26 protein-coding genes, 1 other RNA gene and 1 other annotated feature are annotated in these 24972 nt (G+C 46.1%); of the genes, 21 read left to right on the plus strand and 6 right to left on the minus strand.

The window, feature by feature from the left end:
• The 6 genes from H8R94_RS10820 (at position 1) to ilvC (ending at position 5087) form a co-directional block, all read left to right on the plus strand.
• Complete coding sequence (locus tag H8R94_RS10820) at positions 1–1377, plus strand: glycoside hydrolase family 32 protein (RefSeq protein WP_186854646.1); 1377 nt, start codon at positions 1–3, stop codon at positions 1375–1377.
• Positions 1374–1772 (plus strand): DUF1284 domain-containing protein, encoded by a 399-nt coding sequence (locus H8R94_RS10825; RefSeq protein ID WP_178010026.1) that lies wholly within the window; start codon positions 1374–1376, stop codon positions 1770–1772. The genes H8R94_RS10820 and H8R94_RS10825 overlap by 4 nt, the downstream gene beginning before the upstream one ends.
• Positions 1750–2427 carry a 4'-phosphopantetheinyl transferase family protein gene (locus H8R94_RS10830; RefSeq protein ID WP_118535545.1) on the plus strand — a complete coding sequence of 226 codons (678 nt, stop codon included), beginning with the start codon at positions 1750–1752 and terminating at the stop codon, positions 2425–2427. Before H8R94_RS10825 ends, H8R94_RS10830 begins: the two co-directional genes overlap by 23 nt.
• The gene (locus tag H8R94_RS10835; protein ID WP_118535544.1) at positions 2424–3419 is read left to right on the plus strand and encodes an asparaginase; all 996 of its coding nucleotides are present in this window, start codon (positions 2424–2426) and stop codon (positions 3417–3419) included. Before H8R94_RS10830 ends, H8R94_RS10835 begins: the two co-directional genes overlap by 4 nt.
• A 119-nt stretch (positions 3420–3538) precedes the next feature.
• Complete coding sequence (gene ilvN, locus H8R94_RS10840) at positions 3539–4039, plus strand: acetolactate synthase small subunit (RefSeq protein ID WP_118281970.1); 501 nt, start codon at positions 3539–3541, stop codon at positions 4037–4039.
• Positions 4040–4058: 19 nt separating this feature from the next.
• Positions 4059–5087, plus strand: a complete 1029-nt coding sequence (gene ilvC / locus H8R94_RS10845) for a ketol-acid reductoisomerase (protein WP_178010019.1) — start codon at positions 4059–4061, stop codon at positions 5085–5087.
• Positions 5088–5342: 255 nt separating this feature from the next.
• Here ilvC and H8R94_RS12300 read toward each other — a convergent pair whose 3' ends face one another.
• Positions 5343–5465 carry a hypothetical protein gene (locus H8R94_RS12300; RefSeq protein ID WP_279286825.1) on the minus strand — a complete coding sequence of 41 codons (123 nt, stop codon included), beginning with the start codon at positions 5463–5465 and terminating at the stop codon, positions 5343–5345.
• 3 nt (positions 5466–5468) lie between these two features.
• Positions 5469–6356, minus strand: a complete 888-nt coding sequence (locus H8R94_RS10850; protein WP_186854647.1) for a LysR family transcriptional regulator — start codon at positions 6354–6356, stop codon at positions 5469–5471.
• 216 nt (positions 6357–6572) lie between these two features.
• On the opposite strand from H8R94_RS10850, the gene leuC reads away from it, so the two are divergent.
• Both leuC and leuD read left to right on the plus strand, forming a co-directional pair.
• Complete coding sequence (gene leuC / locus H8R94_RS10855) at positions 6573–7832, plus strand: 3-isopropylmalate dehydratase large subunit (protein ID WP_186854648.1); 1260 nt, start codon at positions 6573–6575, stop codon at positions 7830–7832.
• An 11-nt stretch (positions 7833–7843) separates the two neighbouring features.
• Complete coding sequence (leuD, locus tag H8R94_RS10860) at positions 7844–8332, plus strand: 3-isopropylmalate dehydratase small subunit (RefSeq protein ID WP_118281967.1); 489 nt, start codon at positions 7844–7846, stop codon at positions 8330–8332.
• Positions 8333–8375: 43 nt separating this feature from the next.
• Here the strand turns inward: leuD and H8R94_RS10865 are convergent, their stop codons facing one another.
• Positions 8376–9176 carry a hypothetical protein gene (locus H8R94_RS10865; protein ID WP_186854649.1) on the minus strand — a complete coding sequence of 267 codons (801 nt, stop codon included), beginning with the start codon at positions 9174–9176 and terminating at the stop codon, positions 8376–8378.
• A gap of 168 nt (positions 9177–9344) precedes the next feature.
• Here H8R94_RS10865 and thrC point away from each other — a divergent pair, with 168 nt between their 5' ends.
• Positions 9345–10829, plus strand: coding sequence for a threonine synthase (gene thrC, locus H8R94_RS10870; RefSeq protein WP_186854650.1), 1485 nt, complete (start codon positions 9345–9347; stop codon positions 10827–10829).
• A 70-nt stretch (positions 10830–10899) separates the two neighbouring features.
• On the opposite strand, the gene H8R94_RS10875 is transcribed toward thrC, so the two are convergent.
• Both H8R94_RS10875 and H8R94_RS10880 read right to left on the minus strand, forming a co-directional pair.
• Positions 10900–11787 (minus strand): chemotaxis protein CheX, encoded by an 888-nt coding sequence (locus tag H8R94_RS10875; protein WP_118281964.1) that lies wholly within the window; start codon positions 11785–11787, stop codon positions 10900–10902.
• A gap of 3 nt (positions 11788–11790) precedes the next feature.
• On the minus strand, positions 11791–12171 hold the full coding sequence (locus H8R94_RS10880; RefSeq protein WP_118281963.1) for a response regulator: 381 nt from the start codon (positions 12169–12171) through the stop codon (positions 11791–11793).
• 167 nt (positions 12172–12338) lie between these two features.
• Here H8R94_RS10880 and H8R94_RS10885 point away from each other — a divergent pair, with 167 nt between their 5' ends.
• The 3 genes from H8R94_RS10885 to H8R94_RS10895 are packed head-to-tail and all read left to right on the plus strand — an operon-like array spanning position 12339 to position 13781.
• The gene (locus H8R94_RS10885) at positions 12339–12686 is read left to right on the plus strand and encodes a hypothetical protein (protein WP_186854651.1); all 348 of its coding nucleotides are present in this window, start codon (positions 12339–12341) and stop codon (positions 12684–12686) included.
• Positions 12683–13057 (plus strand): response regulator transcription factor, encoded by a 375-nt coding sequence (locus H8R94_RS10890; RefSeq protein ID WP_330593055.1) that lies wholly within the window; start codon positions 12683–12685, stop codon positions 13055–13057. Before H8R94_RS10885 ends, H8R94_RS10890 begins: the two co-directional genes overlap by 4 nt.
• Before the next feature lie 19 nt (positions 13058–13076).
• Positions 13077–13781 (plus strand): sensor histidine kinase, encoded by a 705-nt coding sequence (locus H8R94_RS10895; protein WP_186854652.1) that lies wholly within the window; start codon positions 13077–13079, stop codon positions 13779–13781.
• A 39-nt stretch (positions 13782–13820) separates the two neighbouring features.
• Here H8R94_RS10895 and H8R94_RS10900 read toward each other — a convergent pair whose 3' ends face one another.
• Complete coding sequence (locus tag H8R94_RS10900; protein WP_186854653.1) at positions 13821–15188, minus strand: citrate/2-methylcitrate synthase; 1368 nt, start codon at positions 15186–15188, stop codon at positions 13821–13823.
• A 130-nt stretch (positions 15189–15318) separates the two neighbouring features.
• Between H8R94_RS10900 and ssrS the strand changes: the two genes are divergently transcribed.
• The 9 genes from ssrS (at position 15319) to mraZ (ending at position 24962) form a co-directional block, all read left to right on the plus strand.
• Positions 15319–15499: non-coding RNA, 6S RNA (gene ssrS / locus H8R94_RS10905), on the plus strand.
• An 88-nt stretch (positions 15500–15587) separates the two neighbouring features.
• On the plus strand, positions 15588–17051 hold the full coding sequence (locus tag H8R94_RS10910; RefSeq protein ID WP_186854654.1) for a SpoIID/LytB domain-containing protein: 1464 nt from the start codon (positions 15588–15590) through the stop codon (positions 17049–17051).
• A gap of 16 nt (positions 17052–17067) precedes the next feature.
• Complete coding sequence (locus H8R94_RS10915; protein ID WP_186854655.1) at positions 17068–17958, plus strand: YihY/virulence factor BrkB family protein; 891 nt, start codon at positions 17068–17070, stop codon at positions 17956–17958.
• 33 nt (positions 17959–17991) lie between these two features.
• Positions 17992–18207, plus strand: a binding site (T-box leader).
• 113 nt (positions 18208–18320) lie between these two features.
• On the plus strand, positions 18321–19340 hold the full coding sequence (gene pheS, locus H8R94_RS10920) for a phenylalanine--tRNA ligase subunit alpha (RefSeq protein ID WP_118281957.1): 1020 nt from the start codon (positions 18321–18323) through the stop codon (positions 19338–19340).
• A 20-nt stretch (positions 19341–19360) separates the two neighbouring features.
• On the plus strand, positions 19361–21778 hold the full coding sequence (pheT, locus tag H8R94_RS10925; RefSeq protein ID WP_186854656.1) for a phenylalanine--tRNA ligase subunit beta: 2418 nt from the start codon (positions 19361–19363) through the stop codon (positions 21776–21778).
• A gap of 15 nt (positions 21779–21793) precedes the next feature.
• A complete protein-coding gene (queA, locus tag H8R94_RS10930) occupies positions 21794–22819 on the plus strand; it encodes a tRNA preQ1(34) S-adenosylmethionine ribosyltransferase-isomerase QueA (protein WP_118281955.1) in 1026 nt (341 codons plus the stop codon).
• Between the two features lie 129 nt (positions 22820–22948).
• Positions 22949–23257 carry a DUF1540 domain-containing protein gene (locus H8R94_RS10935; RefSeq protein ID WP_186854657.1) on the plus strand — a complete coding sequence of 103 codons (309 nt, stop codon included), beginning with the start codon at positions 22949–22951 and terminating at the stop codon, positions 23255–23257.
• 103 nt (positions 23258–23360) lie between these two features.
• The gene (gene lgt / locus H8R94_RS10940) at positions 23361–24236 is read left to right on the plus strand and encodes a prolipoprotein diacylglyceryl transferase (protein WP_186854658.1); all 876 of its coding nucleotides are present in this window, start codon (positions 23361–23363) and stop codon (positions 24234–24236) included.
• Positions 24237–24530: 294 nt separating this feature from the next.
• On the plus strand, positions 24531–24962 hold the full coding sequence (mraZ, locus tag H8R94_RS10945) for a division/cell wall cluster transcriptional repressor MraZ (RefSeq protein ID WP_118281952.1): 432 nt from the start codon (positions 24531–24533) through the stop codon (positions 24960–24962).
• Positions 24963–24972 lie beyond the last annotated feature (10 nt).

Here is a 24972-nt window from a genome sequence, read left to right on the forward strand (position 1 = left end):
ATGGCGGTAACGTTACATTTTCTGCCCAGAGATCATTGGATGAATGATCCCAATGGATTTATCTACTACCGGGGCAAATACCACATATTTTATCAATATTTTCCCTACGAAAGCCGGTGGGGAACCATGCACTGGGGGCACAAGACCTCGACAGACCTTGTGCATTGGAAAGATGAGGGGATCGCCTTATATCCCAGCAGGGATTTTGACCGTAATGGCTGTTTTTCCGGGTCTGCCATAGAGATCGATGGGAAAATGTATCTGTACTACACTGCGATCGTCTATGCATCCATGGATCCGGCAAATATTCATGTGAGCGGCAGTGGGCTGATCGCATGTCAGGCAATGCTGGAAAGCCCGGATGGCATGCATTTTCCGGCGGAAGAAAAACGCATTATCATCCCGACGTTTTCGGAAAATGAGGTCGGTCATCCCGGAGATACCAGAGACCCAAAAGTCTGGCAGGAAAGGGAACAGTATTTTATGGTCCTGGGCAGCCGTAAGGGGGAGCAGGGAAATCTTTTGCTCTATAGCAGCAGGGATGGTCTGCACTGGCAATTTGCATCCGTGGTAAGCGACGAGCGCATCAAGAGCCATACCTGGGAATGCCCGGATATTTTTTCCATAGACGGAGAACATTATCTGATCATGTCGCCCATTGGCATAGAAAAGACCGGGACAAGTTATCCCAATCAGTCAGTCTGGACAAAATTGTCCTTTGATCCGGGAAAAAAGCAGGCAAAGATCCTGTCACACCCCCGTTTCATAGATTATGGCATGGATCTTTATGCACCGCAAAGTACACTGGATGAAAAAGGCAGACGCATTGTCATGGCATGGATGCGTATGCCGCGTCCGCTTGCAGACGGCAGGATCGGTATGCTGACCTTTCCGCGTCTGGTCAGGCAAAAAGAGGGTGACTTGCGTTTTGGACTGCATCCGGCGGTGGAGAGCCTTTTTACAAGAGTTTTGCAAAAGAAACAGGCAGAAGATGTCCTGCGGGATCAAAGACCATTAAAGATCAGTCTGGATCTTTTGGAGGGAGCACATATAGATATCGGGGGCTATGTCATCCGCTTTTATCAGGAAAAGGTCTATACGGACAGAAGCAAGGTCTTGGCCATAGAAAGAGCGGATCTTTTTGGCGAGGAAGCCCAAGTGGGCAAGGAGTTTTGCACGCCCATCTTGCAGGATGGCAGACATCTTGATATTTATGTGGATGCAAATATTATAGAAATCTATGTCAATCAGGATGAGTATGTCCTTTCCAATATCGTGTATGATCTGGGAAGTCAGATCTTGGCACAGGATGTGGAAAAGATAGCGTATTTTGGGCTGGATACAGAAGAGCCGGTATACGAGGGAGAAAAGAAATGAAGCATTTTCGTGTACATCACATTATGTGTACCAATTTATATCAGGGCTATGGTTACAGCGGGGCATTTTGCCAGAATATGACTAAGATGGTCACCTGGCTCAAAGATCACGCAGACGAGCCGCTTTTACTGGTGAGTGATCCGGATGAGATCTGCAAAAAATGTCCGAATCTGGTGGAGGGTAAATATTGCCTGGATGCGACCAATCATGTCAAGAGCAAGGATCAGCATCTGCTGGAACCTCTGCATCTTTTGGAGGGGCAGACCTACACATATGGTCAGCTCATGCAGCAGGCGGACAAGTATCTGACAAAAGAAGTATTTGAGTCGTCTTGCAGTAAGTGTGAATGGTACAAACAGGGGCTTTGTCATTATGAAGATTTCAGATTTTGCTGATCTTGGGCTGGAGCAGATCCCGCCTGCGGATACGGAAGAAGCGGATGCCAAGATCAAAGACTACTACGCATCGTTAAGTCCTGCCAGAAAAGAAAAGGCGGATGCCATAAAAAGCAGATCTTCCCGTAGGCAGAGCATTTGCGCTGGTCACCTTTTGGAAGATATGTTACGAGTCCGGGGGCTGTCTGCACCTTTTTCCTATGGCATGTCGGAGAGGGGCAAACCTTTTTTAGAGGACGTTCAATTTTCCCTGTCACATTGTAAAGGCTGGTGTGCCTGTATCGTGGCGGATCAGATGGTGGGAGTGGATGTTGAGATGCTGGGACGCTATCGGGACAGTCTGTGCAGACGCTTTTTTACTGAGGCGGAGCAGGTCTTTTTGCAAAAGACAACCGAGACCGATTTTTATTTTACCCTTCTTTGGACATGCAAGGAAGCACTAGCAAAATGTCTGGATATAGCATTGACAGAAGTGTGCCAAAATTGCAACATGAGTCCGCTTTTACAAACTTTAAAAACAAAGCCGTCACAAGGCATGCATGGACTTGGAAACCTGACCTACGGTGGATATGATATATATTTTGAGACCATATGTTTAAAAGATGCAGTTGCCACATATTGTCTATGCCGAGAAGAAAAGAGAGATAGAAAATGAAAAAGATTTGTATGATCGCTGTTGGCGGAACGATCGCTTCCGTTGAGACAAAAGAAGGATTGCGACCGGAGATCACCTCAGAGGAGATCCTGACCTATATACCGGAAGTGTCAAAACTCTGTCAGATCGACGCCATTCAGTTATTTAATATTGACAGCACCAATGTCTATGCCAAGCATTGGAAGGCACTGGTTTCCTGTATCGAGGAAAATTATGCGGCTTACGATGGCTTTGTCGTGACGCATGGAACGGATACGCTGGCTTATACAGCGGCAGCCCTGTCCTATTTTATCCAAAACAGCAGAAAGCCTATCGTTATTACGGGATCCCAGGTGACGATCGCGGCGGAGAATACGGATGCGAGAGACAACCTGCTCAATGCTTTTATCTATGCGGCGGATGACCGTGCATGCGGTGTGCATGTGATCTTTGATAACAAGGTCATCCTGGGAACGCGGGCAAGAAAATCCCGGACAAAAAGTTATAATGCTTTTTCCAGCATTGATTATCCACAGATCGCCATCTTTCGCAATCACCGACTGGTCTTTTATATCGAGGAGCCAAAGCCGGAGGGCAATCCTATTTTTTACCATGATTTTTCGGCGAGGGTATTTGTTTTGAAAATGATACCGGGGATCGATCCTGCCATTTTTGATTATCTGAAAGAGCACTATGACGCGGTCGTTCTGGAAAGTTTTGGTGTGGGCGGTGTGCCTTATTACGGTGACCATGCTTTTGAGGCGGAGATCAGCAAGTGGACGCAGGAGAAGAAAGTCCTGGTCGTCACCACCCAGGTGGCGCATGAGGGTAGTGATATGGAGGTCTATGCAGTGGGGCAGACCATCAAGCAAAAACTGTCCCTGATCGAGGCTTTTGACATGACAACAGAGGCGATCGTGACCAAATTGATGTGGATCCTGGGCATTACCAGAGATCCAAAAGAGATCGCGGAGATATTTTACACGCCTGTCGAAAAAGATATTTTATTGTGAGCCGGCATATATTTCATCATAGAATTTCGTTGACAAAACGAAGTGTTGTGCTAGAATAATTTTTAAGCGCGAGACGGACAAGTGTCTGTCTGCAAATGACAGAGGAGAGGTTTTTTCGTATGAGAAGTCAGGTAATGTCCATTTTGGTAGAAAATACACCGGGGCTTTTGAGCCATGTATCCGGGCTTTTTAGCCGTAGAGGCTACAATATCGACAGTTTTTCTGCCGGAGTGACAGCAGATCCGAGATTTACCAGAATTACCATCGTGGCAAGCGGTGACGAATTGATCTTAGAGCAGATTGAGAAGCAACTTGCCAAGTTAGAGGATGTGGTAGATGTCAAGATCTTAGAGCCGGGCTCATCCGTTACGAGAGAACTCATGATCGTCAAGATCTCCGCTAAGGCTGAGGATCGCCAGTCGGTACTCACCATTACGGACATTTTTCACGGCAAGGTAGTGGATGTGACCCATGATTCCATGGTCATTGAGGTTACCGGCCATCAGGACAAGTTACAATCATTCTTGGATATGTTAGCTGATTATGAGATTTTGGAATTGGCAAGGACAGGTCTTACCGGACTGACCAGAGGTACTAAGGATGTTGTTATAATTGATTGATATTAAAGGAGGAAAAAAGATGTCACAGGAAGCAAGAATTTTTTATCAGGAAGACTGTAATTTATCATTGTTAGATGGTAAGACGATTGCAGTCATCGGCTATGGTAGCCAGGGTCATGCCCATGCATTGAATGCAAAGGAGTCAGGATGCAACGTGATCATCGGTTTGTACGAAGGCTCTAAGTCTTGGGCAAAGGCTGAAAAGCAGGGATTTGAAGTATATACAGCAGCAGAAGCTGCAAAGAGAGCAGACATCATTATGATCTTGATCAATGATGAGTTACAGGCTGATATGTATAAGAAAGACATTGAGCCAAACTTGGAAGAAGGCAACATGCTTATGTTTGCTCATGGTTTCAACATTCACTTCGGATGCATCAAGCCACCAAAGAATGTAGATGTTACCATGATCGCTCCTAAGGCTCCGGGTCATACCGTTCGTTCTGAGTATCAGGCAGGAAAGGGTACTCCTTGTCTGGTTGCTGTAGAGCAGGATTACACAGGAAAGGCTCTTGACATGGCACTTGCTTATGGTCTTGCCATCGGCGGAGCAAGAGCAGGTCTTTTGGAGACAACCTTCAGAACAGAGACAGAGACAGACCTCTTTGGTGAGCAGGCAGTTCTTTGTGGTGGTGTTTGTGCACTTATGCAGGCTGGTTTTGAGACACTTTGCGAAGCAGGTTATGATCCAAGAAATGCATACTTCGAGTGTATTCATGAGATGAAGTTGATCGTAGATCTGATTTATCAGTCAGGTTTCGCAGGCATGAGATATTCTATCTCTAACACAGCAGAGTACGGTGATTACATCACAGGACCTAAGATCGTTACAGAAGACACCAAGAAGGCTATGAAGCAGATCCTTTCTGACATTCAGGATGGTTCTTTCGCTAAGGAGTTCTTACTGGATATGTCACCTGCAGGTCGTCAGGTTCACTTCAAGGCTATGAGAAAGTTGGCTTCTGAGCATCCTTCAGAGAAGGTTGGCGAGGAGATCCGTAAACTTTACAGCTGGAATAACGAAGAAGACAAGTTGGTCAACAACTAAGTCGACTGTACATAAAAGACAGTGCGCTCGTCGCACTGTCTTTTTTTCGTCTTGGGGATAGGGCGATGTGTTATCAGATATAGAGGAGCAGATGGCTGGCAGGGGGCAGGGGATGGGCTGGTGCAGTATGCGGGCGGTAAACTGTCGCAGAACAGGGAGTCTCTGACGAGAAAGATTTGCTTATTTTGATAAAAACTGTCTTTGCAAAGTTAGACATCCGGACGACTGTCGAAGCTGTGCAAGAGACAGTTTCTTCTAAGCAAATCCTTTCTCGAAGAGACTCACATAACCTGCTCCTAAGTTTGCCGCCCGCATACTGCACCAGCCCATCCCCTGCCCCCTGCCAGCCATCTGCTCCCGCGAAGTTTGCTGTCGCATTGCCTAGCCACGGCAAAAATCAAGAAAGCAGGACAACGCATCGTTTTGCAGATGCGTCTTTTTGTAGGCAAAGCCGACATCACGCTTATGGATGGGGATGTCAAGCGGAATCTGCTGCAACTGTCCGTCTGCCAGTTCCTCCTGCACAAAGTTTTTGATGACACAGGCAACACCGACACCGATCTTGGCAAACTCGATCAAAAGATCCATATTGGAGATCTCGATATAGTCCTTGGTCTGGATCTGGTTCCTGGCGAGGTAATCGTCAATGTACTGACGGGTCATATTATTTTTATCAAGGAGCATAAGGGTGGATGCTTCCAAGATCTCCCGCGTGGAAGTCATATCCTGCGGAAGATGCGACATATAGGTGGAAGTCGCCACAAAGATGTCCTCGATCTCCACTAAATTTTCATAGATGAAGCCAGTCTTATGCTCCGGCATGCCGACAAGCCCGATGTCAATGGCATCATCGGCTAACATCTTGAGGGTCTCATTGGAGGACTGACAGCGGATGCGGATATTGATCTGCGGGTGTTCCCGGATAAAAGCGGACAGGTAGGGAAGCAGGAGATATTTGCAGAGGGTCGTGCTGACCCCGATATGCAGGGTGCCGCCATCGGTCCGGGTCAGTGTCTCCAACTTGGTCTCTGCACTTGTGATTGCCGAGAAGGCGGTATCTAAATGCTGAAAGAGGAGTTGCCCTTCCGGTGTCAGCCGAACACCCTTGGAATTGCGCAAAAAGAGGCGGGTATGGAGAGCGTCTTCCAACTTCTGGATGGATTTGCTGATGGCAGGCTGGCTGATATATAATTGGTTGGTTGCCTTGGAAAAACTTCCGGCTTTGGCAACTTCATAAAAAATGTGATAAGCAGACAGTGGATTGTTCATGGTATTTCCTTTCTGATATTATATAACCTATAGTTATAGTAAATATATTTAATATGTATTTCTATTATATATACTTTCGTGGTAAAATCAATATTGAAAAAAAGAAAACTGCCTGAGATATGGGGTATGGCTGCAAACGTATCCGGTGTCACAGGCAGGAAAATCAGACATAAGAAGCACATAAGTATAGATCAGGAGAAAAAGGAGGAACATGTCATGGGAATGACAATGACACAGAAAATTCTTGCGGCACATGCCGGATTGGATTCCGTAGTGGCAGGACAGTTGATCGAGGCAGATCTGGATCTGGTACTGGGCAATGATATCACTTCACCGGTAGCCATTCATGAGATTGAAAAAATGAAGGTAGACGGCGTTTTCCACAAGGACAGGATCGCACTTGTCATGGATCACTTTGTACCAAATAAGGACATCAAATCCGCAGAGCATTGCAAATGTGTCCGTGAGTTTGCGTGCAGAAATGAGATCACCAATTATTTTGATGTGGGAGAGATGGGAATCGAACATGCCCTTTTGCCGGAAAAAGGTTTGACCGTAGCCGGTGATGTCATCATCGGAGCAGACTCACACACCTGTACCTACGGTGCGCTCGGAGCATTTTCTACCGGCGTGGGAAGTACGGATATGGCAGCAGGCATGGCAACCGGTAAGGCATGGTTCAAAGTACCGTCCGCTATCAAGTTCAATCTGGTTGGCAAGCCGAATAAATACATCAGCGGTAAAGACGTGATCTTGCACATCATCGGTATGATCGGTGTGGATGGCGCACTTTACAAGTCCATGGAATTTGTCGGCGAAGGCATCCAATACTTATCCATGGATGATCGTTTTACCATTGCAAATATGGCCATCGAAGCCGGTGGAAAGAACGGTATCTTCCCGGTTGACGATCTGGCTAAGCAGTATATGGCAGAACATTCCAAGAGAGATTACAAGGTATATGAGGCAGATGCGGACGCTGTTTATGATGAAGAATATACGATCGATCTTTCAACCTTAAAGTCAACGATCGCATTTCCACATTTACCGGAAAATACAAAGACCATTGACGAGGTCGGCGATATCAAGATCGATCAGGTTGTGATCGGCTCTTGCACCAACGGCAGATTTGAGGACTTAAAGACAGCGGCAGAGATCTTAAAGGGCAAGAAAGTCAAGAAGGGCTTACGCGTTATCGTGATCCCGGCAACCCAGCAGATCTATCTGGATGCCATGGAAGCAGGTTTCATCCGTACCTTTATTGAGGCTGGTGCCATTGTTAGTACACCGACCTGTGGTCCGTGTCTGGGCGGTTATATGGGAATTTTGGCAGCAGGCGAACGATGCGTTTCGACAACTAACCGAAACTTTGTCGGACGTATGGGACATGTAGATTCCGAAGTATATCTGGCAAGCCCGGCAGTGGCAGCAGCAAGTGCTTTGACAGGTAAGATCAGCGGACCGGAAAACGTATAAGAGGTGAGAATATGAAAGCAGCAGAAGGAAAAGTATTTAAGTTTGGCGATAATGTAGATACCGATGTTATTATTCCGGCGAGATATCTGAATTCATCAGACCCAAAGGAACTGGCAACACACTGTATGGAAGATATCGATGCAGATTTTGTAAAAAAAGTAACGCCGGGAGACATCATTGTGGCAACCAAGAATTTTGGATGCGGATCATCCAGAGAACATGCACCGATCGCGATCAAGGCAGCCGGCGTATCTTGTGTGATCGCAGAGACCTTTGCGAGAATTTTTTACCGCAATGCCATCAATATCGGACTTCCGATCGTAGAGTGCCCGGAGGCGGCAAAAGATATTTCGGATGGAGACGAGGTATATGTTGATTTTGACAGTGGTCTGATCACCAATAAGACGACCAATAAGACCTATCAGGGGCAGGCGTTCCCGCCATTCATGCAAAAGATCATTGACTGCGAAGGACTTGTCAATTATATCAATCAGAAATAAAAGAATATGAAAAGACCCGGTCTGTTTGACAGATCGGGTCAAGTTATATGACAAAGGAATCGATATAATCCAGATAAGTCTGGGAGAGTTTTAGTGCCGAATAAACATCGGCATATTCCCGGGCAGACAGGTCTGCGATATAGTTCTGGATAAAATTTTTCTGGATGCCGTGATCTCTGGCGTAGTCGACCGCCTTGTTGTAGGCGATGGCAGCCTTGATCTCCGTTGTATATTTTCCAATGATGACATCACCATTGAGGTGGAGCCTGGCAACAAAGAGGCGTTTGCCCTTTTTCTCGGTCTGGGTGATGCCGTGATAGGCGTTGATGATGCGGATATTGGCATAGCGGTAATCGGTCGGATCCCCGTTGACAAAGACATAATCCCGTCCGGCTACACCGTAATTCTTGATGCCATAGCGTTGGGCGATATTGTATTGCATGCCATAGTCATTGACAAAGAGGTGATTGCCGCGCCGCATGATCTTATGGCTGGAATAGTAGAAAAGATCGTCATTGTCAAATTTGAGATCATAATCTGCCTCCAGATAATAGGAAAAAAAACCCTTTTGCAGGTAGATCGGTGTTTTGATATACATGCCGTGATCCCGGAAATTCAAAAGGCTGATGGCTTTTTCAAAAGACAGGTGGCGGATGCGGGAAGTGTAGTTTTCCGGCGTGATCGCAGGGCTGGATAAGATGTCCATGGCTTCCCGATAGATGGCGTGGGCGATGGCAGCATCAGAAGAAGAACCAAGGCTGATATGCTTGGCATGATAAGTCAGGCTGGCACGATAATAAAGAGAGCCATCTTTTTTTGAGGTTTGATATACGCCGGTTGACATAAATTCCTTCCTTTCATTATTTATATGGCATTTATTATAGCATAAGGGTCTGGATTTGAGAAATCCTACGTTGACACGGCTTTTGGGTATAACGTATAATGGAAATCAGCGTAGTGACGTGTCAAAGTTACAAACGAAGTGAGTGAAGAAAAAGGAAGAGGTAAGAAAATGGAATTACAGTATGTAAGCACAAGAGATGCATCTGAAGTGGTGAGCGCATCACAGGCGATCTTAAAAGGATTGGCAAATGGTGGCGGATTGTTTGTCCCAACCTTTATTCCAAAAATGGATGTGAGTTTGGAAGATTTGAGCAAGATGACTTATCAGCAGACAGCCTATGAAGTCATGAAACTCTTTTTGACAGATTTTACCAAGGAAGAGTTGGAAAACTGTATCAACCGCGCTTATGATGCCAAGTTTGACACCGAGGAGATCGCACCTTTGGTATATGCAGATGGCGCTTACTATCTGGAACTGTTCCATGGATCTACCATTGCCTTTAAAGATATGGCATTATCTATCCTGCCGCATTTGATGATCACATCAGCCAGAAAGAACCAGATCAAAAATGATATTGTCATTCTTACTGCGACCAGCGGAGATACCGGAAAGGCTGCCCTTGCCGGATTTGCAGGCGTAGAGGGCACCAAGATCATTGTCTTTTATCCAAAGGACGGTGTCAGCCCGATCCAAAAGCAGCAGATGGTGACCCAGACAGGGGACAACACACTGGTTGTTGGGATCGATGGCAATTTCGATCAGGCACAGACCGGTGTGAAAAAGATGTTTGCTGACGAAGATCTGAAAAAGGAACTGGACGCAGCAGGCTATCAGTTCTCATCTGCCAATTCCATCAATATCGGACGTCTGGTACCGCAGATCGTATATTATGTCTATGCATACAGCCGTCTGCTTGCCAACGACAAGATCAAGGCGGGAGAATCGATCAATGTGGTTGTGCCGACAGGAAATTTTGGAAATATCTTAGCCGCATTTTATGCAAAAAATATGGGGTTGCCAATCGCAAAACTGATCTGTGCATCCAATGAAAATAAAGTATTATTTGATTTCTTCCGTACCGGTGTCTATGACAAGAACCGAGAATTTATCCTTACCAACTCACCGTCTATGGATATTCTGATCTCCAGCAACTTGGAGCGCCTGATCTATCGCATTGCAGGTGAGGACGCAAAGGCAAATGCAGCATTGATGCAGAGCCTTACGACAGAAGGACGCTATGAGATCACGCCACAGATGCGTCAGGCTTTGCAGGATTTCTATGGCAATTACAGCAGCGAGGAAGAGACCGGACAGACCATTCATGATCTCTATGAAAAGACAGGCTATGTGATCGATACCCATACCGCGGTTGCTGCCGGTGTTTACGGCAAATATAAGGCAGAGACAGGGGATGAGACACCGACGGTCATCGCTTCTACCGCAAGTCCTTTCAAGTTTGCCAAGAGCGTCATGACTGCCATTGATGCTTCCTATGCAAAGGAAGATGATTTCGCATTGATCGATAAGTTGAGCGAGATCTCCCGTGTCGAGGTGCCAAGAGCCGTAGAAGAGATCCGCAGTGCTCCGGTACGTCACAAGACCATTTGTGCCGTGGATCAGATGCCACAGGTAGTAAGAGATTTCCTGAAATAAAAAATATACAAGATACAAAAAAGAGGGTTTCCCAAGCGGAAGCCCTCTTTTTAAAATATGGATTTTCATACTAAGCATATAAACTGATGATCAAATGAATAGCACCAAACGGATAGATGACCGGCAGAATGAAAGTCGTAGAAGAAAGCGACAGTGCTTCTGTGGTATCTACGGAAGGTGGATCCAAGGATAACTCGATGGAGTGTTCATTGGACATATTGACCATAAAGAGTCCGTTGTGCAGATTGATAAAGTCCTCAATAGATGCCTGCACATATTCGTCAAACTCGGTAAAAGTTGTCTTGGCATAGCGCGATGCGAAAGCAATAGCAACATCTTCTTCCATGTCCACACGGGAAATGCAGTTTACCTTGCCGTGGATACGCTGGGAGACGCAGTAGTTGACCGGGAACTCATCACAAGGAATCGGTGTGAGAGGAGTGAAGTCATCCCCGATAAAACGCACCAGATTATTGAACATGAGTTCCATATACATGATGCTGTATTCCGTGATCGGGACCTCTGCCACCAAAAAGAAACGTTCGATCAACTGGGTGATCTTTTCTTTGCTTTCGATATTCAGATCGATGTCATACATCTCATTTTCGGCTTCATAGTCCAAGACCAGCGTTTGCAGTTCCTCATAGGAAATGGCACCATCATCGACCAGACATTGTCCAAAGAGGAGAAAGTCCGGGATCTGTGTCTTTAAAAGTTCGCGTACCTGGTCTTCGGTAAGATAACCGCGCTCTATGGCAATCTCGCCAAATCTGCGGTCTTCTCTGGTCTGCAGAAAGCATACTTCGTCCACTTCGGAGGCAACCATATAGCCCTTGTGCATGGCAAGGGTACCTAACTTGATGTGCGCGGCAGACAACTGTGAGATCGCGTGTGTCAACTGTTCAGGCGTAATGGCATCGCGTCTGAGCAGATAAGAGCCAAAAAACTGTGAATACATACTTTATTTTCCCCCTAAGTGTACCTCAATCAATCGATCAACCTGTGGCTGACTGATCGGCTTCTGAATGAAATCTTTTGCTCCGGCTTCGATCGCCTTCTTTAACTGCATCTGTGTGCCGACAGAGGAGACAATGATGATCGTTGCGTCAGGATCTGCAGCGATGATCTCCTTGGTCGCAGCGATGCCGTCTTTGAGCGGCATGACAATGTCAAGAAATACCATGTCCGGATGATATTTTTTGAACTGCTCAACGGCCTGCTCGCCGTTGACAGCATCATAATAGGTAGCCCCGGATGCGTATTCGCTGATGGCATCCTTTAGGTTTTTTCTGGCTAATATTGAGTCGTCGCATATCAGTATGCTTTTGTTCGATAAATCCATATCTATAACTCCTTGCAATTATTTCTTCCTAACTTATCTATATATACTTATAATACTACATCAAATGACATAATTATTCAAACAAATTGTGTAAAACCTTAGACTTTTATTGAAAGAAAAAAATCCTACCGTTATAATGATTACAAATAAATGAGAGAGGTGTAAAAATGACAAATGCAGATATGATGGTTATTTTTGATGTGATCATCACGATTATGGGATCTTATATTATCTTTTCTACGATAAAGATGAAAAAGGATGGCATGGTGCCGAATTTATTTGTGCCGGTAGAGGAAATGACCAAATGTAAGGATCAGCCGGGCTTTATTGCCTTTCTTTTCCCGCGGGCGATCATCTTTGGGATTGTGTCTGCTATCTTTGGCATCGAGGGCGTGTGCAATGATATGTTCTTGAATCTGGGACAGATCGTCAATGTCATCATGATCGTGGTCTTTATCGTCGCATGGGTATGGTTTTCCATGCAACTTCGCAAGGGAAAGGAGAAATTCTTTTGAGTGGCAGAATTCTTGTAGTAGATGACGAGGAGAAGATCCGTCTGATCATCCGCAAGTATGGTGAATTTGAAGGTTATGAGATCGATGAGGCTGCCAATGGTATGGAAGCCGTAGAAAAGTGCCAGAAGCAGGACTACGACCTTTTGATCATGGATGTGATGATGCCGGAACTGGACGGTTTTTTTACCTGTGCCGCCATCAAAAAGACAAAAGATATTCCGGTGATCATGCTTTCTGCCAGGGGCGAGGAATATGACCGGATCCATGGCTTTGAGTGTGGCGTGGATGACTATGTGGTAAAGCCTTTTTCTCCAAAAGAGTTGATGATGCGCGCCAAGGTGGTCATGAGCCGGCAGAAAACGACGGAATAAAAAATGGATATCTATACCTATGAGGGACTGGAAGTCAATTCTGGTAAGTGCGGAGGATAGTGACGATCTGTCGGAGGTTTTGGAGACACTGGCGCTGGATAATGGCGTATCACTTTTGGTCACAGATGCAGACGGTACTTCGCTTTACAGTGCACAGTACAATCCGCGGGGAACTATGAATACCCTGCCGCAGGATACCTTCAAAGAACTGTATGCCCAGGCACAGGCATCCGGCGGAGAAACACAGATCGAATATATGGGCAGTATGCAGTTTGATCTGACCGACCTGATGCGACAGGTCATGCTGCGTTATGGCAAATTAAAGGAGCTGGATGGTTATGTCATGGAATTTGTTGCAGATGGAGAAGTCTATATCATGGGAGATGCAGACAAGATCACCCAAGTACTTTGCAATCTGATAGGCAATGCCATCAATTATACCGGAGCCGATAAAAAGATCATCGTGCGGCAAAGCCTGCACGAACACCATGTACGCGTGGATGTGATCGACAGCGGAGAGGGGATTGCGGCACAGGATATTCCCTATGTGTGGGATCGCTATTATAAGGGAGATAAGGCGAGAAAACGTCTGGTGTCAGGCACAGATCTGGGACTTTCCATTGTGCAAAAGATCTTGGAATTGCACGGAGCAACCTATGGTGTAGAGTCAAAGCCCGGGATGGGGGCAGATTTCTGGTTTGCCTTTGAAATCGTGGAAAAATAGAAAAGACAGAAGGGATGTCCCTCCTGTCCTTCTACTTATCTATTCTCTTTCGTCCATAGGAGTTACTTCTTTGTGCGGACATACGGTCATGTAGGCAGGACGCATGATCTTGCCCTTGTGACATACTTCTTCCATACGATGTGCGCTCCATCCGGCGATACGCGCGATGGCGAAGATCGGTGTATAGAGTTCCAGTGGAAGACCAAGCATCTGATATACAAAACCACTGTAAAAATCGACGTTTGGGCTGACACCCTTGTAGATCTTGCGCTTCTCGGCAATGATCTCCGGTGCTAAGCGCTCTACCAAAGAGTAGAGGGCAAATTCTTTTTCATAGCCCTTTTCCTCAGACAGACGTTCTACGAAAGAACGGAAGGTAACGGCTCTCGGGTCAGACAGAGAATAAACGGCATGACCCATACCATAAATAAGACCTGCCTTGTCGAAGGCTTTTTTATCCAGAAGGTCACGCAGATAATTGCCGACTTCTTCTTCATTGGTCCAGTCTTTGACCTGTTCTTTCATATCTGCAAACATCTTGACAACCTTGATGTTGGCACCGCCGTGTTTTGGCCCCTTCAAAGAACCGATCGCAGCAGCGATGGCAGAGTAGGTATCCGTGCCGGAGGAGGAAACCAGATGTGTCGTAAAGGTGGAGTTGTTACCACCGCCGTGTTCCATATGCAGGATCAGGGCAACATCTAAAAGTTTTGCCTCGAGTGGTGTGAACTTACTGTCATCACGCAGACAATGCAGGATGTTTTCTGCGGTAGAATATTCTTTCTTTGGCGGATGGATAATCAGACTTTCGCCATTGTAGTAGTGGCGGTAGGTCTGGTAACTGTAAACGGACAGAAGCGGGAACATACTGATCAGTTGTAAGCACTGACGCAGGACATTGGCTTCGGATGTGTCGTCCGGTACTTCATCATAAGAATATAAGGTCAGAACTCCACGTGCTAATGCGTTCATCATGTCTTTGCTTGGCTTTTTCATGATGACATCACGGACAAAGTTCTGTGGCAGGGAACGATAATTGCTCAACAATTCACAGAATTCGCCCAGTTCCTGTTTGTTTGGTAATTTGCCAAAGAGGAGCAGATAGGTGCATTCCTCGAAACCAAAGAAGCAGTCATCCGGCAGTTCTGCGATCAGATCCTGCACATTGTATCCGCGGTAATATAACTCACCGTCGCAAGGAACGGATTTGCCATCCACGATCTTGGTGGAATTGACCTCGGAAATCTCGGTGATCCCGACCAAGACACCTTTACCATTTAAATCACGAAGACCTCTTTTTACATCGTATTTGGTGTATAATTCCGGGTCGATGTAAGAAGATTTCTTGGATAATTCTGATAAATGCACTAACTGAGGAGTAATTTCGCTAAATGATTGATTTGTCACAATGGTTACCTCCTTTTGCGTATATACTATTTATATTATCATGAGTTACCGTGTAAAAGCAAGATATGAAAAAAACCATAATTTACTATGGTAATTTATTTGAAGATATCATATAATAGCAATAGATTTTTTTAACCTGAAATGTGCGATTCAACCTGTTGTTTTGAACCTACATTTACTTTAAAAGGGATTCTTATATTGTCTGATGGATGTCAGGCCTCCGTTTGCAGTGGAAGGCAGAAGTCAGATTGCGGTTACCCACCTAGCATTGCTAGGAGTCAAAATATCAGGCCCGGCATTTTGGGGATACTTAAAAAGATAAAACACATAAGACAAGGAAGTTGCCGTCCGGTGACTTCCTTTCTTGTGTAATAAAAATTCCTGGGAGGGAGGAAAGAATTGAAAAAACGGACGCGTTATACATTACGAAAGCCAAAAGACTATCGCATGGTTATTTTTCTGACCCTTTTGTGTGTCTTTTTGATCTTATTGATTCTTTATACCCAAGGAAAAATGCGTATTTTACAGGATTTTATAGCAAGACAGACAACCAAGGAAGAGGATAAGATACAAGAGGAGGTCCCGGATACGCCGGAGGCAATGCCTTATTCTTCGGATCTTCGCATTGTACTTATGGATCGGGACAAAGATATATACCGGGGCTCCATCAGCCTTTACGGAGACAGCGATCTGACCATCAACCGGGCAGGGCAGACCAGCGATCTGGCGGCAGGGACGACCTATAGCATGAGCGCAGACCAGATCAGCGCCGGGGAGACGATCACGGTCACAGGCGCAGAGGGCAGCCAGTGGTATCTGGTCAATGAGGACGGCGTGACCTCCAATGGATATGAGGGGACGCTGGAGATCTGGGGGCAGGCGAATGGACTTGTGCTGGTCAACCAGATTCCCATGGAATATTATTTAAAGCGCGTCGTGCCAAGCGAGATGCCAAGGACCTATGGGGCAGAGGCATTAAAGGCACAGGCGGTGTGTGCAAGAACCTATGCTTATGGGCACAGCAATTCTTATGCCTATCCCGATGTCAAAGGAAATATGGATGACACCGTCTCTTTTCAGGTGTATAATCAGGGAACGGAATCTGCGGAGACCAATGAGGCGATCCGTTCTACCGCAGGGCAGATCCTTATGAAGGATGGAACTGTGGTCGATGCCCTGTATTATTCGACATCCTGTGGCTATATGCAGGACGGCACGCTTTTTGGTAATATGGATAGCAGCATCTTTCATACCGGCTATATCGGCTTACAGGAAAGCGGACAGGATTTTGATACTTATCTGCGCAGTGGGGACGAGCATGCCTATGAGGCAAACGAGCGTTATTTCCGCTGGCAGGCAAGCCTTACAGGGGATGATCTTTCCGGACTGCGGGCACATTTGCAGAATTACCTTGCCACGGACGATAGTATTTCCTGCGACAGGAAGATGAAAAAGAAGATCACAGACACTTCTTTGACAGATGATAAGGCATTGGGGCAGATCAAGAATATCACGGTAGAAAAACGCAATCCCGGCGGGGCAGCCATGTACATCAGCATTTCTTTTTCTGAGGGAAAGGTAGAGATAGAGGACCAGTTACATATCCGGCAGATCTTAGGTGATCTATGTGGCTATGTCATCTTGCAGGATCAGGAAAGGTTAGACAGCGTCAGCACACTTCCGAGTGCGGCGATCTCCATCGAAAAGCAGGGGGACGGGAAGTTTCTGGTCTATGGCGGTGGTTTCGGACATGGTGTTGGCATGAGCCAGAATGCAGCCAAAGCCTTGGCGGCAGCCGGTTATGCTTATACGGATATCCTGGGATATTTTTATCAGGGAACCGCCTTGCAGCAGGTATATTAAAGATAGAGGACAGATTATGATATGGATGGTCATCGGATATGTAAAGACATATCTGGATAAATGTAAAAGAGATAATATCGGTGCTTTCGCGGCACAGGCGGCATTTTTTATCATTATGTCGGCAATTCCTTTTTTGATGGTGTTTACTTCCTTGTTACAGTACACCAATATTTCACAGGAATATGTCACGGACCTGCTCTGTAAAGCCATGCCAAAATATATCGAACCGCTCTTGCAGCCGATCTTAAATGAAGTATATTCCCGGCCGGTCGGAATCATATCCCTCACGGCGATCGTTGCCCTGTGGGCGGCAGGAAAGGCCCTGCAATATATGACAGCAGGCATGAATGTCTTAAATGGCATTGATGAGACCAGAAATTGGTTTGTCGTTCGTTTCTGGGCGATTGTCTATACGATCGTATTTATTTTTGCCATTATCATCGTGCTGATCCTCATGGTATTTACGGAATATATCCAGAGCCTTTTAGATCAGGCGTTTGGTGTCTGGGGCATACTGGTAGCCATTGTCAGTGTCCGCCCGCTGATCCGAGGGCTGGTAGTCTTTGCCATACTGACCGGACTTTTTGTATGGCTCTTTACGACCCTGCCAAATAAGAAGATCAAGGCTTATACGCAGATCCCGGGCGCACTTCTTTGTGCAGCAATCTGGTATGTATTTTCGATTTTTCTATCTTTATATGTGAATTTTTACGATCGTTTTTCTATTTATGGCAGTATGTCGACGATCGTGCTCATGATGTTCTGGCTGTATTCGTGTATGTATATCATGTTTATGTGCGCGGAGGCAAATGTCTTCTTCGCCGAGGTGCTGGGGAGATTTATGCGCAAGCAGATGGGAAAAATACAGGATAAATGGAAAGCCTTTCGCTTGAGAAATAAATCTTGATGTTTTTTTCAGGCTATGCTAGAATGTCAGATGTTAAAGGCTTTGAATGCGCACAGTAGCATGTCATACTTTTTTCAGAGAGGATGGGTCATCGGCTGAAAGCCCGTCTAAGGTAAGGTGGCAGGTGAATTTCCCGCAGGAGCTGCGTGACTGAAAGAAGTAAGTCGCGACGGATAGTGCACGTTAAGCATATGAGTGTCAGAGAAATCTGGAATCAGGGTGGTAACGCGGAGTGATTTCGTCCCTATCGGGATGAAGCCTCCGCTTTTTTGTGTCATAGAAATCTGATACATTCCCTATCACAAAAGGCACTTCGTGCTAAAAGGACTTTTTGAAGAGAAAATAAAGAAAAGGAGATAGAAATGAAAGATAAGTTACAGGAAATCACAAAAAGAGCCATGGAACAGATTGATGCAGCAGAAGAAATGTCTGCACTTAACGATGTGCGTGTGGCAGTGCTTGGAAAAAAGGGTGAACTGACCGCCGTATTAAAGTCCATGAAAGATGTGAAGCCGGAAGACAGACCGGCAGTAGGACAATTGGTAAATGAGACCAGAAGTGCCATCGAGGAGAAACTCGCTGAGGCAAAAGAGCGCATGGAAGAGGCAGAGTTAGATCACCGTCTCAAATCCGAAGTCATCGATGTGACCCTTCCGGCAAAGAAGGCAAAGATCGGACATTTACATCCAAACACCAATGTATTGCAGGAAGTAGAAGATATTTTCGTTGGTATGGGCTATGAAGTCGTAGAAGGACCGGAAGTAGAATATGATTACTACAACTTTGAAGCATTGAATATCCCGGCAAATCACCCTGCCAAGGATGAACAGGATACCTTCTATATCAATAAGGACATTTTGCTTCGTACCCAGACCTCACCGGTACAGGTGCGCGTCATGGAAAAGGGCAAACTGCCGATCCGTATGATCGCACCGGGAAGAGTTTTTCGTTCCGATGAAGTAGATGCGACCCATTCTCCATCCTTCCATCAGATCGAGGGGATGGTTATTGATAAAAACATTACTTTTGCAGACTTAAAGGGAACTTTGCAGGAGTTCGTTAAGCAGTTGTTTGGCGCGGACACCAAGGTTAAGTTCCGCCCGCATCATTTCCCATTTACCGAGCCGAGTGCAGAGATGGACGTTTCCTGCTTTAAGTGCGGCGGCAAGGGCTGTCGTTTCTGTAAGGGCGAGGGCTGGATCGAGATCTTAGGCTGTGGCATGGTACATCCAAAGGTACTCAAGATGAGCGGTATCGACCCGAATGAATATCAGGGATTTGCTTTCGGACTTGGCTTGGAGCGAATCACACTTTTGAAGTACGAAATTGACGACATGAGACTCTTGTATGAGAACGACGATCGTTTCTTGAAGCAGTTCTAGGAGTAGGAGGAAGAAATAGCATGAGAACATCATTAAATTGGATTAAAGATTTAGTACCGGGGCTGGAAGCAACGCCTCAGGAATTTATGGATGCTATGACTTTGTCAGGCTCCAAAGTAGAATTTTATGAATGTATGGACAAGGATCTGGAAAAGATCGTAGTCGGACAGATCGAAAAGATCGAAAAGCACCCGGATGCAGACAAACTAGTCATCTGTCAGGTCAATGTAGGAAGCGAGACCATCCAGATCGTGACCGGTGCACCAAATGTATATGAAGGTGCAAAGGTGCCGGTTGTCTTAGATGGCGGACGTGTTGCCGGCGGTCATGACGGTGAAAAGACCGAGGGCGGCATCAAGATCAAGAAGGGCAAATTGCGTGGCGTAGAATCAAACGGTATGATGTGTTCGATCGAAGAACTGGGTTCAGACCGCAATATGTTCCCGGATGCACCGGAATACGGCATTTATATTTTCCCGGAGGATACCCAGGTGGGAGCCGATGCTGTCAAGGTATTGGGACTGGATGATGCCGTTGTAGAATATGAGATCACATCCAACCGTGTAGACTGCTTTGCTGTTCTTGGCATTGCAAGAGAAGCAGCAGCAACCTTTAAAAAAGAATTTGTACCACAGGTTGTTACAAAGACAGGAAATGACGAGGATGTCAACGATTATATCAAGGTGTCTGTAGAGGCGACAGATCTCTGCCCACGTTATACGGCAAGAGTGGTAAAGAATATCAAGATCGCTCCTTCACCAGAATGGATGCAGAAACGCCTGCGCGCACAGGGCATCCGTCCGATCAACAATATTGTCGATATCACCAACTATGTGATGGAAGAGTACGGTCAGCCAATGCATGCCTATGATATGGATACGATCGAAGGGCATGAGATCCGGGTTCGCCGTGCCAATGCAGGTGAGACTTTCGTGACTTTGGACGGACAGGAGAGAAATGTAGATGAAAATGTACTGATGATCTGTGACGGCAAGAAAGCCATTGGCATTGCCGGTATCATGGGTGGTGAAAATTCCATGATCACAGACAATGTTTCGACCATGTTATTTGAGGCAGCATGCTTTGACGGAACCAATATCCGTCTTTCTTCCAAGCGTGTGGGACTGCGTACCGACGCATCCGGCAAGTTTGAAAAGGGACTGGATCCAAACAATGCCATGGATGCTATGGATCGTGCCTGCCAGTTGGTAGAAGAATTGGGCGCAGGTCAGGTCGTTGGCGGTGCCATCGATATTTATACCAAGAAGATGGAAGGCAGACGTTTGCCGTTTGAACCGGATAAATACAACCATATGCTGGGAACCGATATTTCACCGGAAGACATGCTGGAATACTTCAAACGTCTGGACTTAGGCTATGACGAAAAGACCAATGAGGTATTGGTGCCGTCATGGAGACAGGATCTGGAAAGTTATGCTGACCTTGCAGAAGAAGTTGCCCGTTTCTATGGCTATGACAGGATCCCGACTTCACTGCCAAGCGGAGAGGCAACCACCGGTCGTCTTTCTGAAAAGTTAAAGGTAGAAAAGATCGTGCGCAATGTTGCACAGTTCTGTGGTTTCTCACAGGGCATGACCTACTCCTTTGAAAGTCCAAAGGTATTTGACAAACTCCTTCTGGACAAGGATGACGTACTGCGTCAGGCGATCGTGATCTCCAATCCTTTGGGAGAGGACTTCAGCATCATGCGTACCCTTCCTTTGAATGGTATGATGACATCTTTGGCAACCAATGCAAATCGTCGTAATAAGGACGTGCGCTTGTTTGAAATGGGAAATATCTATCTGCCAAAGCAGTTGCCACTTACTGAACTGCCGGAAGAAAGAATGCAGTTGACACTTGGTATGTATGGAGAGGGTGATTTCTTTACCATGAAGGGGGTCATTGAGGAGATCACTTCACAACTTGGCATGGATGCAAAACTGACCTATGATCCGGCATCCGGTAAGAACTTCTTACATCCGGGTCGTCAGGCAAATGTCCTTTATCAGGATAAGGTCATTGGATATTTAGGTGAGGTACACCCGAAGGTATGTGCAAACTACGGTATGAAAGAGCGCACCTATATCGCTGTTGTCGATATGCCGGCAGTGATGGAATTTGTATCCTTTGACAAGAAGTACGAAGGCATTGCCAAGTTCCCGGCTGCAACAAGAGACATCAGTATGGTGGTTCCGAAGGAGATCCTGGTCGGACAGATCGAGGAAGTCTTTGAGACCAAGGGCGGCAATTACCTGGAGTCTTACGAACTCTTTGATATCTACGAGGGCAACCAGATCTTAAAGGGGCATAAGTCTGTTGCATATTCTTTGACCTTCAGAGCAAAAGATAAGAACCTGGAGGAAGAAGATATCACGGCTGCCATGAACCGCATTTTAAAGGCACTGGAAGACATGGGTATTCAGTTGAGAAAGTAATTAAGGAAAAAGAAAATGGATGTAAAAGACTTTTATTATGATCTTCCGGAGGAACTGATCGCACAGGATCCTCTGGAAAAAAGATCAAATTCGAGACTTATGATCCTTGATAAAAAAAGTGGCGATGTGACGCATCGCCACTTCTATGATATCAAGGAATATTTAAGACCGGGCGATTGTCTGGTCATCAACAACACCAGGGTCATACCGGCGCGTTTGTATGGCGAGCGCGAAGAGACCGGAGGCAAGGTTGAGATCCTGCTTTTGAAGCGGAAAAGCGATGATGTCTGGGAGACACTGGTAAAACCGGGCAAAAAGGCAAGGATCGGCACACGCCTGACCTTTGGCGGTGGACTTTTAAAGGGCCAGGTCATCGATATTGTGGATGAGGGCAACCGCCTGATCCGTTTCTCCTATGAAGGAATCTTTGAGGAGATCCTGGACCAGTTGGGACAGATGCCCCTGCCGCCTTATATCACACACGAACTCAAGGATAAGAACCGCTATCAGACGGTCTATGCCAAATATGACGGATCTGCGGCAGCACCGACCGCAGGTCTGCATTTTACAAAAGAACTCTTACAGGAGATCCGTGACATGGGTGTATCCATTGCGGAGGTCACTCTGCATGTGGGACTTGGCACCTTCCGCCCGGTCAAGGTGGATGATGTCTTAGACCACCATATGCATTCCGAATTTTTCCAGATCTCGGAAGAAGCGGCAGACCTGATCAATACGACCAGAAAAAACGGCGGACGTATCATTTCTGTTGGGACGACCAGCACGAGAACACTGGAGTCGGCGGCAGAAGCGGACGGCACCTTACATGCCAAGAGCGGCTGGACGGATATCTTCATTTATCCGGGATATCAGTTCAAGGTCATCGATGGACTGATCACGAATTTCCATCTGCCGGAATCCACGCTTGTCATGCTGGTTTCTGCCCTTGCCGGCAGGAAACATGTCATGGCAGCCTATGAGGAGGCAGTAAAGGAACGATATCGCTTCTTTAGTTTTGGCGATGCCATGCTCATCATTTAAAATTGCGCTTTTTAAAATACAATCTTCCTGGTCGCATAGGAGAAATTTAAGAGGACATAATATTATAGTAGCTTGCATAAGGCAGGCTGCTATTTTGCATTCGCCCTATGGCGAGAAAGGAGTTTTTGTATGACACAATTAGATTGTAGAGCGACAGAGTGCCGTTACAATGTGGACAAGATGTGTGCCAGAGCAGGTATCACTGTGGAAGGTACAAGCGCAAAGAAGAGTGATGAGACATATTGCGGTAACTATGAAGTGGGCAAAGACGGATGCGCCTGCAACAGAGCCGGAGAGCCGGACGGTGTGACAGAGATCACCTGCGATGCCAAGAACTGCCATTACAATGCCTCTGGCAAGTGTGAGGCGGGAAGTGTGGATATTGCTGACAGTACAGGTGTCGGACAGACCATGTGTGCAAGTTTTGCCATGAAATAAGAAAAAAGATGAAAAAGATCCGCAAGTTTTTTTGCGGGTCTTTTTCTATGGCATAAAATGTGCTAGAGTATGGAAATAGGAAAAGGAAAGGCGGATTTTTAAAATGAATATGGATATCAATTTTCCAAACCTACATATCTGTCTGGAACATGTAGGAAAGAACATAAACGTCTTTGGCATCACGATCGCTTACTATGGCATGATCATTGCACTTGGCATGCTGCTGGGCGTATCACTGATCTTGCATCGGGCAAAAAAAGACGGACTGGACCCGGATCAATGTCTGGATATCTGCATTTTTACCATTATTTTTGCCGTGATCGGGGCGAGGATCTACTATGTGGTGTTTGCCTGGGATTATTATAAGGATAATCTGCTGTCGGTCTTTAATATCAGACAGGGCGGCCTTGCCATTTACGGCGGTGTGCTTGCCGGGGTCCTGATAGCCTATATCATGTGCCGGATCAAAAAGATCCCATTCTTACAGTTCGCAGATCTGGCGGCACCGGGACTTCTGGTCGGACAGATCTTGGGACGCTGGGGCAACTTCTTCAACCGGGAAGCCTTCGGACAATACACGGATGGACTCTTTGCCATGGAACTGCCATTAAATGCTGTACGGTCCATGGATGACATCACGCAGGAGATGCTGGCACACGCGAGAGTGGCAGACGGCGTGACCTATGTACAGGTACATCCGACCTTCCTGTATGAATCCCTCTGGAATCTGGCACTTTTGATCTTTATACTGGCAATGACAAAACACAAGAAGTTTCACGGAGAGTTTTTCTACTTTTATCTCTTCTTTTACGGCTTGGGACGCTTCTGGATCGAAGGACTGCGTACCGACCAGTTGAAGATGTGGGTCACCGGATTTCCGGTATCACAGGCACTGGCACTGGTTCTGATGGCGGTTGCCCTGATCCTTTTTGTCCTCGGTCTGCACAAGTCCAAACAAAATAATGCACAAAAATTATAATTAAATATTGTAAAAATTTTTATACACTGGAAGAAAAACGTATAAAAAGGGACAAAACCACAAGAACTTGTGCTTAAAAATAAAAGGACACAAGAAATAGTAGTGGGATTTGCCACCACCATCTACCACAAGCCCGAAAGCCTTGATTTTACAAGGTTTTCGGGCTTGCTTTTTGCCCTTTAATACCATAAAATAATCATAAAAGTGGTGCGAAGTGGTATGTAGTGTCATGAAGTGGTGGATAAGTGGATAATTTCGTGGATAAGATGCTAGGGGAAAGGAGGTACAGCAGTTATGTTCATGGGAGAATATAGTCATAACGTAGATGCCAAGGGCAGACTTATTGTTCCGGCAAAGTTTCGTGAACAGTTGGGCGATCAGTTCGTTGTGACAAAAGGCGTGGACGGCTGTCTGTACGTATATTCCCAGGAAGAATGGAAACGCATCGAGGAGAAGTTCCGCGAAGTCAATCTGACAACAAAAGACGCACGTAAATTTATGCGTTTCTTCTTTGCGGGTGCTGCCATGTGTGAGGTGGACAAGCAGGGACGTATTCTGATTCCGTCGGTACTTCGTGAATTTGCAGGACTGGAAAAGGATGTTGTCTTAGTAGGTGTTCTGACCAAGATCGAGATCTGGGACAAGGATCGTTATGCGGATGCAAGTTCTTATGATGACATGGACGAGATCGTAGAGCATATGGCTGAGTTGGGACTGAGTATTTAGGAGTGGAACA

The organism is Roseburia lenta, from assembly GCF_014287435.1.
In the GTDB taxonomy this organism is placed as follows: Bacteria; Bacillota; Clostridia; order Lachnospirales; family Lachnospiraceae; genus Pararoseburia; species Pararoseburia lenta.